The sequence below is a fragment of the Vibrio mytili genome (assembly GCF_049563345.1).
GTDB classification, from domain to species: Bacteria; Pseudomonadota; Gammaproteobacteria; order Enterobacterales; family Vibrionaceae; genus Vibrio; species Vibrio mytili.
This window is the reverse complement of record NZ_CP110481.1, coordinates 122,226-137,758: the sequence shown is the minus strand read 5'-3', so window position 1 is coordinate 137,758 and position 15,533 is coordinate 122,226. Positions and strand designations below refer to the sequence as shown.

Sequence of the window (15,533 nt, the reverse complement as noted above, 5' to 3'; positions counted from 1 at the left end):
GAGTAAACCTACCACACTTTGTATCGGCCAATGTTTAAGCAACTTTACGCTTATTTCGGCATTTTATATTGCTCGGTTTGCGGCTGTTCGTAAGCAAAGTCACGTACTTGCATACAAAATGCTTCATGCTCAGTTATGAAAGGGGCGTGGGAAGATTGGTTAAAAATAAACTGTTTGGTATGTGGTAGCTGCTGGTTTAAGTCATTGGCGACTTTGATTGGTACCAGCCCATCTAAGCGCCCATACAGTCGCAACATCGGCATGGAAAGCGTCGCTAGGGAATCACGCAAGTCCACCTCAGCGAGCATATTGAGTCCCACTAATAAGGAATCTGGGTTGGGCTGCGGGCGAGACAATATCGCCTGCTTCAACTGCTTCACGTCTTTTCGTGCCGACGGACTGCCCATCGCTTGCAACGCCATAAAGCGCTCAATCGTAAGCGCAAAGTCTTCCAGAAGCTGGTCAGTAAACGCACTGAGAACATTGGGTTGAATACCACGCCATGGTTTTTCTGCAGCAAACTTAGGTGAACTGGCCACCGTAATCAATTTCGTCACGCGCTGCGGTGCATTGAGTGCAATGTGCGTCGCCACCAGCCCACCCAGTGACCATCCTAACCACACCGCTTGCGAAGGGGCATCTGATAGCACCATATCGGCAATGTCAGCTAAGCTTTGACCATGATGTTCGCCGCTGTGCCCATAACCGGGAAGGTCAACCACATGGACACGAAAGTCAGCCCGAAGAGACTCAACCGTTTGTTGCCAAACCGCACCATTCATCCCCCAACCATGCAAAAGCACCAAGTCTGGTCCACAACCAAACGACTGCCAGTGTAAATTCGTGCTCATGCTCTCAATGTCTCCTACTTATCCTATGCCTATAAACGTGCGCCAAGCGTTAGCCTATAGGTCATCCAACCTTGAATAAATCGTATGATATCTCATCAGTGGCAAAACATCATGCATCGTGTAATGGGCAGCCAGTGTGGCTTATGTCGGTTGCCGTTAACACACGAATCCACATCGAACCCTTTACGCTGGTGTCCATCATGCTTGGCGCACTTGGCTCCTGAATATCGCTGTATACAATGTGGTTTGGCTCTCCCCGATGATGAACAAACATCGCCAAACCCAACCATCTGCGGTGACTGCTTATCGGATCCTCCACCTTGGCAGTATTTGTTTACCCTCGGCAATTATGGTTACCCGCTAAGTCAAGAAGTACAACGTTTTAAAGATCATGGCGAGTCTTGGCACGTGAACGCCATGACACAATTGCTTGCCGAGCGCATTCCGGGCCCCGCCCCTCTCATTACTAGTGTTCCCCTACACTGGCGACGCTACTTACAACGAGGATTCAATCAAAGCGACGTCCTTGCCCGGCACTTGGCTAAGCATCTGAACGGTGAGTTTGATTCGAGCATTTTTCGACGTGTTAAACACTCCGCTTCACAACGAGGCAGGAAGAAATCGAGCCGAGAGCAGAGCTTAAAAGGTGTATTTGTGCTGAATAAAAGGCCAACGTCTTCGCATGTCGCGATCGTTGACGACGTCGTAACGACTGGGAGTACGATTCGACAATTATGTTATTTACTGCTTGAAGTTGGGGTCGAAAGGATTGATATTTACTGCATCTGCAGAACCGCCGCTCCTGATTCACTCTAGAACGCAGTGCCATGTCTTATCATCAAAAAGACTAGATCCATACGTCAACAAGAGTAGAATAGCAGCAGTAACCTACAAAATTACTCGGGTATTCGTCGTGTCAAATATTACTATTACAGAAACTGCTCAAACGCATTTCGCAAACCTTCTAGGTCAACAACCTGAAGGCACTAACATTCGTATTTTCGTTGTGAACCCTGGTACACAAAACGCTGAGTGTGGTGTGTCTTACTGCCCACCAGAAGCGGTGGAGTCTACCGACACAGAAATCCCATACAGCGGTTTTACAGCTTACGTGGACGAACTCAGCTTGCCATTCCTAGAGGATGCAGAAATTGACTTCGTGACCGATAAAATGGGCTCGCAACTTACATTGAAGGCACCAAACGCAAAAATGCGTAAAGTGTCGGATGATGCTCCCTTGGTAGAACGTGTTGAGTACGTTATCCAAACTCAGGTCAACCCACAACTTGCGGGGCACGGTGGTCACGTCAACCTGGTTGAGATTACGGACGATGGCGTTGCGATTGTTGCCTTTGGTGGTGGTTGTAACGGTTGTTCTATGGTCGACGTCACACTCAAAGAAGGCATCGAAAAAGAACTGCTTAATCAATTCATTGGAGAGCTAACTGCAGTTCGTGATGCAACAGAGCATGATCGCGGTGATCACTCTTACTACTAAAGTAAGGGCAATGAGCTAAATTGGGAGGCGTATGTCTCCCATTTTTATATCTGTTTTATGTCTGGCGCGATAAATTCCAGCTAGAAACTCACTCAGACTTTTCATATATTAAGAATCTTACTCACTTAACCCATGAGTCAACGACACCAAGGAGTCAGCGCTATGCCTAAAAGGACCCCACCAGAGATTCTCTCCTGTCAGACGGTCGCTCGATCCAAACTGTTTGCAGTGGAGTCCCTTGATCTGCGCTTTTCTAATGGTGAGCATCGTACTTATGAGCGTATGAAGCCAAGTGGTCGAGATGCTGTGATGGTCGTCCCCATTACAGATCAAGGTGACTTACTCCTCGTGCGTGAATACGCGGCTGGGACGGAACGCTATGAACTTGGATTCCCTAAAGGGTTGATTGACCCCGGCGAGACACCACACCAAGCCGCCGATCGTGAATTAAAAGAAGAGATCGGTTTTGGCTGTCATCAGTTAACCCCGCTGAAACAAGTCATTCTGGCTCCTTCTTATTTTTCGAGCAAAATGACCTTATTTCTTGGCCAATCTTTGTATCCGGAAAAGCAAGAAGGGGACGAACCCGAACCATTAGAAATAGTACGCTGGCCGCTTGCACAAGCAGAAGAGCTGTTAACGCATTTAGACTTCTGTGAAGCCCGCAGTATCACGGCACTCATGCTAGCGTTGAAACACTTACCTCAGACCACTCACAATCAATAACAACCAAAAACGATGACATCGATGTGAGTAAGGACAATCACTTATGCCAATGACAAAAGATCTATCCCACCTACTGCCTCAAGTGATAGAAATCGCTCGCAGTGCAGGTCAACTTATTCTCGATATTTACCAGAAAAAGGAATATCAGGCCTTTATCAAAAGTGATGAGACTCCTGTCACCAGCGCTGATATTGCCGCCCACAAACTGATTACTGAGCGATTACGCGAGTTGACCCCCGACATCCCAGTGCTATCAGAGGAAGACGCAGACATCAGTTTAGAAAAACGAGCTCAATGGCAGCGCTACTGGCTGGTTGATCCACTCGATGGCACACAAGAATTTATTGCTCGTAGTGGCGACTTTGCCACGATTATTGCACTGGTTGACAACAACAAACCCACCATGGGCGTCGTATATGGCCCAGTTTCTGGTGTGACGTATTACGCCTACAGCGGTAAAGGTGCCTGGAAAATCCCTGATATGTCTGAAAGTGTGAAAATTCATACCCACAGCCATGAACACCCTGGACAAAACATTGCGATTGCCATCAGTCGTCGCCAAGATATCAACCGAATCACTAACCACATGAGTAGCGCCTGGAACTACGACCTTATCCCACTCGGCTCAGCCGCACTAAAGGCGTGTTTGGTTGCCGAGGGAGCGGTAGACTGTTACTTACGCTTGGGGCCGACTGGCGAATGGGATACGGCAGCGACACAATGTATTGTGGAGGAAGCGGGGGGACGAATTCTCAGTACGCTATTAGAGCCTTTGTCGTATAACGAACGTGAGACGTTAGAAAATCCAAACTTTATCGTGTTGGGCGATGAAAGCCTGCCTTGGGATACCATCCTACAATACAAAGAGAAAGGTTAAGTAACTCAGACATGTTGTTTGATCACGCACAGCATGATGAGCAAGGCAGATGCATGAGTAAGAAAGAGAGAGAGAAAAAGAGCTGCCAATGTGCAGCTCTTTTTATGGTGATGAGGAGGATCCGTTACTGGTAAGAGATCGCGCTAAAAACGCCCCTTGTAATCAAACTCATACTGCCCTTTTACATTTGGGTTACCCAACCAGTTCAGTTGGTCACGCATATTGGCTGGGAATTCCGCCTCTGGCTTAAACCATGCTTTTGCAGAATAACGTTGATTTGGCATTAACTCCGCGGAAAACGCTGCAGAAACCTGTTTACTTTTTTGCTCCCCAGACGTGGTCAGTACACTGTCTTTACAATTCAAGTCCGCAATGACTGGGCCTAGATCGAGCTCCCCCATCGGGCTCTGTAATCGACTGGCATTCCAAACCAAGGTGCCTTCGCCGGTACCACACCAAGGAGCGACATAAGTGGCATGACGAATATTTAATTCTAGCTGACCTTCCGCATCTATTGGGACCGGAAGCTGTACCTGTTCAAAGACTTTAGCAGCGGGTATTGATGCCACTAAGTTTTTAGCATACGGGCCATCACTCAGACTATAACCAACCAGTCCACGACCTCGCACCTCCATGGCACTGCCGCGACCAAAGCGCACCGCAAACTCAGCTTTACCTGTAAACAATGAGGACCATTGGAAGTCCCAGTTTAATTCACCTAAGTTTTGACGCTGCCAGCGTACATTGGTGGCATCACCTTGCCAAACAGAGCCGTGGGCGCCTTGAATATCGAGTCCTCTTACCGTTGGCAGTTGCTGAAGTGCCCAAGATACAGGCAATCCCATGACAAGACTCAACGAAAAGAAAACAACAAAAATACCTGTATAAAGTACCGCTCGCTTCACCTTAACCTCGCTTAAACTGAAGGCGGTTGACGTCAACCATCCCCGCTTGCTCTGTTCGATCGATATCTAAAAATTCCACTTCAATCCCTTGTTGCTCTTTCAGGTAGCGGAGCCAATCCACCAACTGATTGAACGCCACTGGTTTTATCCATACTTGTACGCTTTCATTGCGCGGTTGAACGCGAATTAACTCAACCTTAAACCGGCGAGCAGACGAAGAAATAAGCTGGTTTAGTGGCTGATTCGAATAAGTCACTCCACCACTTTTTCTCAGCGCGGTAATGTCATTGGCTTTGTCTTGAACCCACACCAGTAGTTGTTTTTCGCTCTTAATTCGTGACTGTGCCAATTCAGCGCGCTGAGTCACAGGCTGAATAAGCCCCCAATACAGTATGCCGATCACGACAATGACACAGCACCCCAACATCAAACGCTGCTCACGCTGTGAGATACTGCTCCACCAAGTTTGTACTTGAGCAATTAAATCTTTCATACCGACCTCAACCTCACAAACGCTTCAAAACAAAACTGCCTGTCACAACCTCGCCGCTGCGGTTCAGTTGTCCCTGCTCAACGGTAAACTTTTCGGCTAATTTGACTCGAGCTTGTTCAAAAGGCTGGAAATCAGAGCTACTTACGTTAATGCGCACTTCTCCGCGCTGACTATCGTATTTGAAACTCATGACCTGCAAATCTTTTACTTGGCCAAGCGTTGACGGTAGGGCCGCCAACCATTCCAACATTGCTTCATTACTCGTACCGCCTGACAAGCGACGCGCTTCGTCTTCCATTTGACGTTTGAGGTAGCTCACCGTCGGAATACGACGTTTATCAGGGAAGACCTGACGGAAAATGCGTTCACTTTCCTCACGGTACGCCTGTGCTTGGGCTTCATATTTGTGCACCACAAACAACTGTTGGGCGACCAAAACCACCAGTAACACTCCTGCCGCTATTGCTGTTTTTTGCCAAATTTTTATGTACTTGCCCCAAGAAGACTTAGGTTTAAACGCTCCGGTCAACAGGTTAACTTTGCTTGCCAACGCTCCCTTAGCCAGCAGTGCCATGGTCATTTCTTCTGGTTGTTGTACCCAAACCTCCGTCAACTCAGAGTCAGGTACGGAGCTGTAGCAGTCCAACTTCCAACCGGGATGATTTTGCAGATAAGACGAGAGATACAAATCCAACCAGGATATGTCCACCACCGCCCCTTCGGTTTGCGAGTGACGGATGAGCCATTGTGCCCCCATCGCTGCCGCACTGCTGTTGTCACCAACAGGTAATGCCAGTACGTCAGGTAAGAGGCGATTTATGGTCATGCCTTGGCTAGAAAAACGCTGTAATACGGTCTGAATCCAAGCTCGCTCAACCGCACACACTTGCGCGGTCCCGGACTGCTTTTTTAATACCGTAAAGTGCAAGCCATCGACATCCTGCGCCACTTCGTCTTCAACCAAATAAGGCAACATCGTATCAAATTGGCGCTCAGCACCCGGTGGAATGTCCACCTGAGTGAGCACCACGTCATTACTCGCCAGCAGGGCAAACACTTGACGCTGGTGGGCATACGAAACCAACTCATCCAAATGTTCCCAACCGGCGAGTTCGCCACTGGCAATCACTTCCTGCTGTTCTGTCGACCATACCAACCAAGGAATGGTGCTTTGTTGTTCGCTACTCAGCCGAACGGTTAGAAACTCGCTCACTGATCCCTCCAAAACGACGGCGCACGACCGTGACCGTCTCTCTATTTGTACTTTGCAAAAGGCTACGGATACGCACGCGTGATTCATCCACTAACACTTGTGCATCCAATTCAAAGAAGGAGCTATCGACGCTTAAATAGCCTTTGGCTTCATCTTTTACGTCATTGCTCAAACCTGCCAGCTCCGACTCCGCTAAAAAGTCATCAATGCTGTTCCAGCCATCAAATGGCCGCTTTTCAATCAACTGCGCTGCGACATCAACACTTAAACCTGGTGAAAACATCGCAACTAAAATTGGCGCCTGCTCTATCGCTATAGTATTCACATTCAAACGCCAATCATCGCTTGGAATCGCACACACTAACGGCGCAAGTTTTTGGTATATGTCACCACTGACTTGGTAAACCGAACGCAACTCCGTGGCATCGGCCATCCAGCCATTCGGTGGTAAATACGATGGATTCATTGCTTCATACGTACTATCTTCTACGCCTGTAGTCGACCGTACAATGGAATCGCTATCAATGTATTCCCACACAGAGTCGGCGATGACTTCCGCCTGATAAGGGTCAACCTCAGACTCTTCCAGTAATCGCTGTAATACTTGCACCAAGTACGGCCGAGTTGTTTGTTGCCCTGTGGGCTGAACGCGACTGAGAACGTTGAGGTTATAGCACGCCTGTTTATCGACAATATTGCCTGATGCTTGACCATAATCGAGAGGGTACACTTGTTCTTTAAGCGCCCAAACCTGACTCAAGTTGATCGTGTCGCTATCACTATAACTTTGCTCGATACCCGCTTTAGCTAACGCTTCTACCCCAACACTGTACCAATAAGCTTGTTGGAAATGGATTTGATTGGCACCGCGCTGAAACTGTAAAAACAGACGCTCTGACATACTCGCAGCAACCGTTGCCATGATCGCTAGCAACATAAGAACGATGATCAGAGCGACACCCCGTTGACGCTTCACCATTATTGCTGCTCCTGCGTATTAACCGCGCCGATTTTGCCACCGGAGGTAAGATAAGTGCGAGTAATGTCACCGTAATCTTGCAAGCGGATCACCACAGACAGGGCTTTAGGGAGTTCCGTCGTACTTTCCCACTCATTTGTCCATTCAGAGCCATTATAAAAACGTACGTTGAAAGACGTCACTTGCGCTAACAACGGGGTAATCATCCCTTCCTGACCAACGGGTGTGTCGGGATAGCGCCACCAAACTCGCTGTAATGTTTCGTCTTTTATACGGTAGCCAACCTTGGTCACTTCACCGCGAGGGAATTGTTGCTGCGGATTGTGCCAACCTAAGCGCGCAAACATCATGCCCTTCGCATCGGAGTCCAATAAATAGTCCGACCAGAAAATCAGTTTACTCGCTGGCCCTTCGCCATTGGTTCTGGTCCGGCGCAACGCGATTTGACGAAAGTCATTATCCATCATGACGATCGCGCGCTGAATTTCATTCAAGCGCTGCGTTTTTTCCTGTGACAAAGCATTACTGCGCTGCACTTGCGCGACCACTTGATACGCAGCGACGCTCAAGCTCGCAAAGATAGCAATCGCCACTAACACTTCTATCAGTGTAAAACCTTTTTCCGGTCTGCGCTTTGTCACGCTTAATCTGTTATTGCGCCACATAACTTCGCACCGTTACGATTGGGCTCGCGTCTTTTTCGACGGATACGCTTACATCAAATGCTTTCAGCAATGGCTGCGTGGTTTCCACTGGTGTGACTTTCCAATACCAAGTGCGTCCAGCCAGCACTTCCGTGCCATTTCTGGCTGCGAGTTTTGTGGAACTCAACATCACACTGGTCATTTGGTTATCCACAACCATGGCTGCAAACATTTTTTCTTCTAAGTAACTGACGGTATTAATATGCTGACTCACAGAACGAATCACACTGATGGCGGCCGTAGCAAAAATGGCTAGAGCCACCAGCACTTCTAATAGTGTCATCCCTCTCACACGGCGATGCTTAAAGGCTGATTGAGCCTGCTTAGTATTGCGCATTCTCATCCTCTTCGACTTCTTCACCCGGTGCGAGTAGCAATATTTGCCCGCTTTCTTTACCTATGACACGCCAGCCATCATTAAAAGCATCACCATTTTTGGGATAGAAAGACAGGGTAAATGGCGTCAATTCCGCACTAGAAAAAAGAAACACCTGTGGCGGTTTTACTGTCTCTTGGTTTTCTTCTTCGGCGAACATGTCCTCATCAAACAAAGAGCCAGGCTCAAACAAGCGATCGTCCTTGTCCCAAACGCCACCGCCAAGATCAAGCTGTAGTGCAATCTCATCCAACTCGGTCTTGCTTGGGATTTGCTTCAATGCCAAAGGCTGCCAACCTTCTTCGGTTAAACTCAATAGCACATAGGTGGATTTCGCATCATCCACACGCACACCAAAGTCTTTACCGCTCAAGACAGCTTCTTCATTAAGTAACTGTAGGCGTTGATAGAAACTCTGGGCGTACTGTTTAGAGAGATCGTTTTGATTGGCAGGCAAAGTGGTAATGACAGCGACCGCTGTGAGTGATATTAACACCAGCACCAATAGAACCTCTATCAATGTAAAACCGTTATGTTTTTGCATGTGTTTCATTAGTGCTGGCTTTTGTGTGACTTATTGGAAGTCTTGAATATTCCAGTTACCAATATCCGCTGCTGGACCTTCTCCGCCTTCTTGACCATCTGCACCTAGTGTGAAGACATCAATCGTGCCATTATCGCCAGGGCTTAGGTATTGATATTCGTAACCCCAAGGGTCTGTTGGCAAACGACGAATATAGCCACCGTCACGGTAGTTGCGTGGTTCTGGATTAGACGGTTTAGTCACCAACGCTTCCAAACCTTGGTCCGTCGTTGGGTAGACACTGTTGTCTAATTTGTACATATCCAACGCGTTTTCTAATGCAACAATATCAGTCACAGCTTTTTGTTGGTCTGCTTTTTCTTTGTTACCAAGCAAGTTTGGCACAACAAAGCTGGCCAAAATACCCAAAATAACGACTACGACCATCACTTCTAATAAGGTGAAGCCGCGTTGCTTACTGCGCTTAAAGTTCATTTTTTCTCTCCAAAAGTTAGCCTTAGGCATGTGTTAAGACATGCCCAAACTGAAATATTATCCACTCATCAAGTTGTTCATTTCTAGCATTGGCATCAAGGTTGCCATGACAATGAACAATACCAGACCTGCCATCAAAGCAATCAATACGGGTGTAAAAATACCAAGTGCAATGTTAACGGTCGACTCAAAATTCTGTTCTTGGTTGTCCGCGGCACGCGTCAGCATGCTTTCTAACTCGCCACTTTGTTCGCCACTGGCAATCATATGCAGCATCATTGGTGGGAACAGACGGGTTTGGTCTAGTGCTTTACGTAAACTTGCCCCTTCACGAACGTTTTCCGCTGCGATAAGCACTTGTTGCTTAACAAACCGATTCGACATCACGTCCACCGCCACTCGCATCCCCTCCAAAATGGGAATCGCACTGGAGGTACAAATTGACAATGTTCGAGCAAAACGAGCGGTATTTAGACCTTTCGATATCTTACCTAAAAAGGGCAAACTGAGTATCTTTCTGTCCCAAGCAAGCCGAAAGTCAGGTTTTTTCAGTGCGACTTTCAGCCCATAGAAACACACCACCATCACCACAAAAATGATCAGTCCCCAATTTTGTACAAACTCACTGGCGGCCAGTAGGAATTGCGTCGATTGTGGTAGCTCTTGGCCCATCTGAATAATCGGGTCGATGATTTTAGGTACGACGGTCGCCAATAAGAAAGAGACAATAACCACAGCAAATACGACTAAGACCACTGGGTAAATCATCGCTTGCAGTAACTTAGAACGCATCTTTTGTCGATTCTCGACGTAATCTGCTAATCGCGCCAAAACCGCATCTAAATGACCAGATTTCTCACCCGCTGACACCATGGAGCGATACAGCTCGTCGAAAACATGTGGGTAGTCACCCAGACTATCGGCCAGTGGATACCCTTCCGTGACCTTTGCACGTACAGCAGCCATCATAGAACGAATACGCGGCTTTTCCGCTTGCTCAGACACAGCACGCAAACACTCTTCCAGTGGCATGCCTGACTGAACCAAAGTGGAGATTTGGCGAGTGATTAACGCCAACTCGGACGTTTTTATCCCACGCTTAAACCCTTGTGATCCAGAAGAAGAGTTGGAAGACTTTGCTTTGGTTTCAATCACTTCAACCGGGATCATTCCCTGCTCTTTGAGACGCTGACGAACTTGGCGGGCATTATCGCCTTCGATGGTGCCTTTTTTCTGTTTGCCTTTGGCATCTAGCGCTTTGTACTCGAATGCTGCCATTACGCTTCCTTCGTCACTCGCATCACTTCTTCAAGTGACGTAATACCACGACGTACTTTGCTTAGGCCATCACTGCGAATATTTGGTGTATGTGCACGCACAGCTCGATCGATTTCTTGTTCGCCCGCTTCTCTGTGGATCAGCTCTTGGACTTTCTCATCGACCATCACCAACTCATGGATGCCGGTACGGCCACGATAACCCTTCTGGTTACAATTCTCACAGCCTTTTGCACGATGCAAAATCAACGAGTCTTCTTCCGCAAGGCCAAACAACTTCTTCTGTTCACTGTCTGCTTCATACGGTTCTTTACAGTCAGAACAAAGCGTTCGCACCAATCGTTGTGCAAGCACACCAAGCAAGGACGATGAAATTAAAAACGGTTCTATACCCATATCGCGCAGACGCGTTATCGCACCCACCGCAGTATTGGTGTGTAATGTGGACATCACGAGGTGACCGGTTAAGGAGGCTTGTACCGCAATTTGGGCAGTTTCCAAGTCACGAATCTCACCGACCATCACCACATCCGGGTCTTGACGTAAAATCGCACGCAAACCACGCGCAAAGGTCATATCAACCTTAGTGTTCACCTGCGTTTGGCCAATACCGTCAATATCAAATTCAATCGGATCTTCTACCGTAAGGATATTGCGCTCATTACTGTTGATCTCTTGTAAGCCTGCATACAAGGTCGTCGATTTACCAGAACCAGTCGGACCGGTAACGAGAATAATGCCATGCGGTCGTTGAATAAGATGACGGAAGTTGTCGTGAACCGACGGGGTCATACCGAGGCTATGCAAATCAAGACGCGTTGCGTTTTTGTCTAACAAACGCATCACCACACGTTCACCGTGGGAAGACGGCATGGTAGAAACACGCACATCTACCGCACGACCACCAATACGCAGAGAAATTCGACCATCTTGAGGGACACGTTTTTCCGCTATGTCCAACTTCGCCATCACTTTCACACGAGAGACCAAAAGCGGCGCCAATTTGCGACTCGGAGTAAGCACTTCGCGAAGTACACCATCAACACGGAAACGAATCGAGAGTTTTTTCTCAAACGTTTCAATGTGAATATCCGAAGCGCCTTCTTTAATCGCTTCGCCCAACATCGCGTTAATCAATTTGATGATCGGCGCATCATCTTCAGACTCGAGCAAGTCTTCATCATGAGGTAACTCTTCGGCTAAAGAAAAGAAGTCATCACTGTCGGCACCGATGTCTTCCATCAATTGACGCGCTTCAGAAGAGTCACGTTGGTACGCCTCGGTCAGCTTCTTATCGAACGCGTCCTGATCAATCGGCTGCGGTACGAAGCTCTGCTTAAGTACTCGACGCACTTCAACCAAAGCCGCAGGATTAAGCGGCTCGACATAATACAGAATTGGAGGGCGCTCAGGATGCTCTGTCTCCAAAACCAGTTTAAAGCGATTGGCAAAACTGAATGGCAGACGACGCATACTTGGTGCTGTGTCTAACATATCCACCATTAGTTCGTTTCCATCTGATCAATGAATGCTTGGATTTCAGCAGGGTGCTTCATGTCATGACCAAACTCAGGCATCACTGGAATTTTGTCATCCGACATCAGCTTCAAGCCTTGGTCCGCTTTATACAGCTGCTCTGCACGAATAAAGTTGTACTTGCGCTGAGTGATACCATCGGCCGTCATACCATCACGAATGATGGTCGGTTTAATAAACACCATCAAGTTGCGTTTCTGTGTTTCAGTGCTGGTTGATTTGAATAAGTGTCCCAACACGGGGATATCACCTAATAGCGGTACTTTTGACTCACTCTCTAGCGCTCGTTCATCAACCAGACCACCGAGCACCAACATTTGTCCATCTTGAACCATAACTGACGTATTAAGCTGACGCTTAGCAAAACGAACGTCAACCGCACCATTAGCACCCAATACATTGGAAACTTCTTGCTCGATATTGAGCTGAACGGAATCGCCTTCGTTGATTTGTGGCACCACTTTCAGTTTGATACCGACTTCTTTACGATCAACGGTTTGGAAAGGATTGTCGTTATTAGAACCCGCAGTGGAACCAGTAATCACCGGCACTTCTTCACCGACAATAAATGATGCTTCGCCATTGTCCATCACGGTAATACTTGGCGAAGACAGAATATTTGAGTTGGAATCGGTTGATACTGCACTCACTAGCGCTGTCCAATCGCCCATCATAATACTCATCGCCGCACCGTTTACTCCGCCGAGTGCGGCAGCTAGCGTCGAGTAATCCCCGTCTTCACTGTACTCACGTGTTTGCCAACTGCTGGAATCACTGTCCCAGTAACTTTCAGTCTTTGTTACATCTTTTGCTTCTTCCAAACCGACCATCACTTGGCCAATCGGCGCACCTGTGTTGCCGTACTGGATCATTGCGCCACTTTCTAGCGAGCCCCATTGAACACCAAGGTTAATACCATCACCTTCAGACATCTCAACGATCAGAGCCTCAATCAGAACTTGAGCTCGGCGAATATCTAACTGAGCGATCACGTCTTGCAGTGCTAACATAATATCGGGCGGTGCAGTGAGCACCAATGCATTCGTTGCCGGGTGAGCGGCTATCACCACGTCACCACGTTTAGCACTCGCTGCGCCTTGACCTGCTTGCTTTTCTGCTTGCAAGTTATCCGACACGCCTTTCAGCACATCAACCAAGTCTTCGGCTTTGGCATTCTTTAAGTACACCACTCGGTTGTTGCCTTTAGTCGCCATTTCTACATCTAACTGACGAATCAAACGCTTAAGGCGAGCACGTACTTTTGGATCGCCTGAAATTAAAATTGCGTTGGTGCGTTCATCTGCGACGATCTTAGGCTCTAAAAATTCCGGAGTGCTCTTTTGGTTGTTGCTCTTATTCAACGCTTCCACAATGCGCACCATTTCAGCCGCGGAGGCATTGCGTAGCTCAACCAGTTCAATATCTTTATCACCCGCTTGGTCGACACGTTTGATGATTTCCGCTAAGCGGTTCACAACGGCTGCACGGCCCGTGATCAAAATAATGTTCGCAGGATCGTAGTGAACCACGTTACCCGCGCCAGCATTGTCGATCAGTTGACGCAGCAATGGCGATAACTCACGAACCGACACGTTGCGCACCGCCACAACGCGAGTAATGACACTATCGCCATGGGCACTACCGTCACCTAAAACGGGAATCGCAGAGGTTTTTGAGTCTTTCGCTCGGATGACTTTGAGTACACCGTTGTCCATTTCAACTACAGCATAGCCGTACACTTCAAGTACGTTGAGGAAAAAGCTGTAGTATTGCTCTTCATTCAACACATCGTAGCTACGCACATCAATCTTTCCGCGTACCGCCGGATCCACAATGATGGTCTTTTCTAAGTTACGACCAACGATGTTGATGAATTCCTGAATGTCAGTGCCTTTAAAGCTGGCGCTAAAATCATTCGCTATTGCACCCGGAGCGCAAAGCAAGCTCCCCGCCAGTAACCAGGCACTTTTGCTTAACCAATGTTTCACGTATGTCTCCCTGAACTCACGCTGCTAACCAGCCTAAGTATTACAATTGGATGTAGATGTCATACTGCTGGCCGTCTCGCTCAACAGTTAAACTCAGCTCTTGCGGGTTACTCATTACACGCATCAATTCAGCTGAGGACGAAGGATCACTTAAATCGATCCCGTTTAGTTGTACCGCAATATCGCCCGGCTCTAGACCGACATCATTAAACAATGCAGCCTCACGTCCCGGTGAAACACGGTAACCAACAATGTTCTCACCATCTTTTACCGGCGAGATACTAATGTATTTAAAGACGCTTTGCGGGTTTTGCGCTATCTCCTCTCGAATTTGAGATAACCTTTCGCTCATATCCGATGCTGGCTCCGCCTCTGACGGCTCTGAGCGAGGGGAGGATTCAGACAGCTTGCTATACTCTATCCCCTGCATCATTAACGTTTCGTCCCGACCTTGGTTTTCGATGATGACTCGATCGACCAGTACGGCTTTAAGCTTTGCCCGCGTTCCGTCTATTTCCTCTCCGACACCATAGGTGGCTTGCTTACCACGATTCGCAATCACTGCGAGGCTAGTTTGTACTTGAGTACTGGCCACCGCACCAACTAAGGTTAAGTTTAGGCGAGTTTTAGGGGCGTCCTTCACGACAGGTTGTTCGATGACCGCTGGCTTTTGCTCACTGTACCTGCCAAATAGGTTGGCACTTTGCAAAGCATTGAAATCAATCGTATTAGTTTTGTCCCCAACCATCGTTCGACTTGACGTTGGTTGCCACTGCTGCACATCCGAAGATTGAGGCACAGCCAACCACACCACCTTACCGAGTATCCACCCTGTCATCGCCACAAATAAGCACGTGAGCAACACGCTGAGTTTCGCTTGAATAGCAAGATGATTAGATTTGAACTGAGCCAGTAGCGGGCTGTTTGATAATCCAGCACTTAGCTCTAATCGCTTCACGAAATTGATTCCTTTACTCCAAATAAAAGCCGAATTTACTGACAAAAAACATCGACTTTAAATAGCTAAAATGACAATGATATTATAAATATATGCAAATCCGCCCACTATATCACAACTGTTTTCTCATACCT

General features: G+C 47.7%; 17 protein-coding genes. 4 read left to right on the top strand and 13 right to left on the bottom strand.

What is annotated here, in order from left to right; all coding sequences use genetic code 11:
- Positions 1-50 precede the first annotated feature (50 nt).
- Positions 51-851, bottom strand: coding sequence for a pimeloyl-ACP methyl ester esterase BioH (gene bioH / locus ONE56_RS00635; RefSeq protein ID WP_331437260.1), 801 nt, complete (start codon positions 849-851; stop codon positions 51-53).
- Between the two features lie 84 nt (positions 852-935).
- On the opposite strand from bioH, the gene ONE56_RS00630 reads away from it, so the two are divergent.
- The 4 genes from ONE56_RS00630 (at position 936) to cysQ (ending at position 3,952) form a co-directional block, all read left to right on the top strand.
- Positions 936-1,667 carry a ComF family protein gene (locus tag ONE56_RS00630; protein ID WP_423840058.1) on the top strand — a complete coding sequence of 244 codons (732 nt, stop codon included), beginning with the start codon at positions 936-938 and terminating at the stop codon, positions 1,665-1,667.
- Positions 1,668-1,764: 97 nt separating this feature from the next.
- Positions 1,765-2,349, top strand: a complete 585-nt coding sequence (nfuA, locus tag ONE56_RS00625) for a Fe-S biogenesis protein NfuA (RefSeq protein ID WP_041156258.1) — start codon at positions 1,765-1,767, stop codon at positions 2,347-2,349.
- 162 nt (positions 2,350-2,511) lie between these two features.
- Entirely contained in the window at positions 2,512-3,075 is a 564-nt protein-coding gene (gene nudE / locus ONE56_RS00620; RefSeq protein WP_041156259.1) for an ADP compounds hydrolase NudE, read from the top strand.
- 43 nt (positions 3,076-3,118) lie between these two features.
- Positions 3,119-3,952, top strand: coding sequence for a 3'(2'),5'-bisphosphate nucleotidase CysQ (cysQ, locus tag ONE56_RS00615; protein ID WP_041156260.1), 834 nt, complete (start codon positions 3,119-3,121; stop codon positions 3,950-3,952).
- A 143-nt stretch (positions 3,953-4,095) separates the two neighbouring features.
- On the opposite strand, the gene ONE56_RS00610 is transcribed toward cysQ, so the two are convergent.
- From ONE56_RS00610 to gspC, 12 genes are read right to left on the bottom strand one after another with little or no spacing between them, the layout of a single operon-like run.
- Positions 4,096-4,857, bottom strand: a complete 762-nt coding sequence (locus tag ONE56_RS00610; protein ID WP_331437262.1) for a type II secretion system protein N — start codon at positions 4,855-4,857, stop codon at positions 4,096-4,098.
- Position 4,858: 1 nt separating this feature from the next.
- Positions 4,859-5,350: a type II secretion system protein M gene (locus ONE56_RS00605; protein WP_331437263.1), complete on the bottom strand. Its 492-nt coding sequence runs from the start codon at positions 5,348-5,350 to the stop codon at positions 4,859-4,861.
- A gap of 13 nt (positions 5,351-5,363) precedes the next feature.
- Positions 5,364-6,563, bottom strand: a complete 1,200-nt coding sequence (gene gspL, locus ONE56_RS00600; protein ID WP_041156261.1) for a type II secretion system protein GspL — start codon at positions 6,561-6,563, stop codon at positions 5,364-5,366.
- Entirely contained in the window at positions 6,532-7,542 is a 1,011-nt protein-coding gene (gene gspK / locus ONE56_RS00595; RefSeq protein WP_041156262.1) for a type II secretion system minor pseudopilin GspK, read from the bottom strand. The genes gspL and gspK overlap by 32 nt, the downstream gene beginning before the upstream one ends.
- Complete coding sequence (gspJ, locus tag ONE56_RS00590) at positions 7,542-8,207, bottom strand: type II secretion system minor pseudopilin GspJ (protein WP_331437265.1); 666 nt, start codon at positions 8,205-8,207, stop codon at positions 7,542-7,544. The genes gspK and gspJ overlap by 1 nt, the downstream gene beginning before the upstream one ends.
- On the bottom strand, positions 8,194-8,583 hold the full coding sequence (gene gspI, locus ONE56_RS00585; protein ID WP_423840057.1) for a type II secretion system minor pseudopilin GspI: 390 nt from the start codon (positions 8,581-8,583) through the stop codon (positions 8,194-8,196). Before gspI ends, gspJ begins: the two co-directional genes overlap by 14 nt.
- Positions 8,570-9,166: a GspH/FimT family pseudopilin gene (locus tag ONE56_RS00580; RefSeq protein WP_423840056.1), complete on the bottom strand. Its 597-nt coding sequence runs from the start codon at positions 9,164-9,166 to the stop codon at positions 8,570-8,572. Before ONE56_RS00580 ends, gspI begins: the two co-directional genes overlap by 14 nt.
- Positions 9,167-9,196: 30 nt before the next feature.
- Positions 9,197-9,640 carry a type II secretion system major pseudopilin GspG gene (gene gspG, locus ONE56_RS00575; protein WP_041156266.1) on the bottom strand — a complete coding sequence of 148 codons (444 nt, stop codon included), beginning with the start codon at positions 9,638-9,640 and terminating at the stop codon, positions 9,197-9,199.
- A gap of 57 nt (positions 9,641-9,697) precedes the next feature.
- Positions 9,698-10,918 (bottom strand): type II secretion system inner membrane protein GspF, encoded by a 1,221-nt coding sequence (gene gspF / locus ONE56_RS00570; protein ID WP_423840055.1) that lies wholly within the window; start codon positions 10,916-10,918, stop codon positions 9,698-9,700.
- Complete coding sequence (gene gspE, locus ONE56_RS00565; RefSeq protein WP_423840054.1) at positions 10,918-12,420, bottom strand: type II secretion system ATPase GspE; 1,503 nt, start codon at positions 12,418-12,420, stop codon at positions 10,918-10,920. Before gspE ends, gspF begins: the two co-directional genes overlap by 1 nt.
- Complete coding sequence (gspD, locus tag ONE56_RS00560) at positions 12,420-14,441, bottom strand: type II secretion system secretin GspD (protein WP_331437269.1); 2,022 nt, start codon at positions 14,439-14,441, stop codon at positions 12,420-12,422. The genes gspE and gspD overlap by 1 nt, the downstream gene beginning before the upstream one ends.
- A 40-nt stretch (positions 14,442-14,481) precedes the next feature.
- The gene (gene gspC / locus ONE56_RS00555; protein ID WP_331437270.1) at positions 14,482-15,399 is read right to left on the bottom strand and encodes a type II secretion system protein GspC; all 918 of its coding nucleotides are present in this window, start codon (positions 15,397-15,399) and stop codon (positions 14,482-14,484) included.
- Positions 15,400-15,533: the final 134 nt, after the last annotated feature.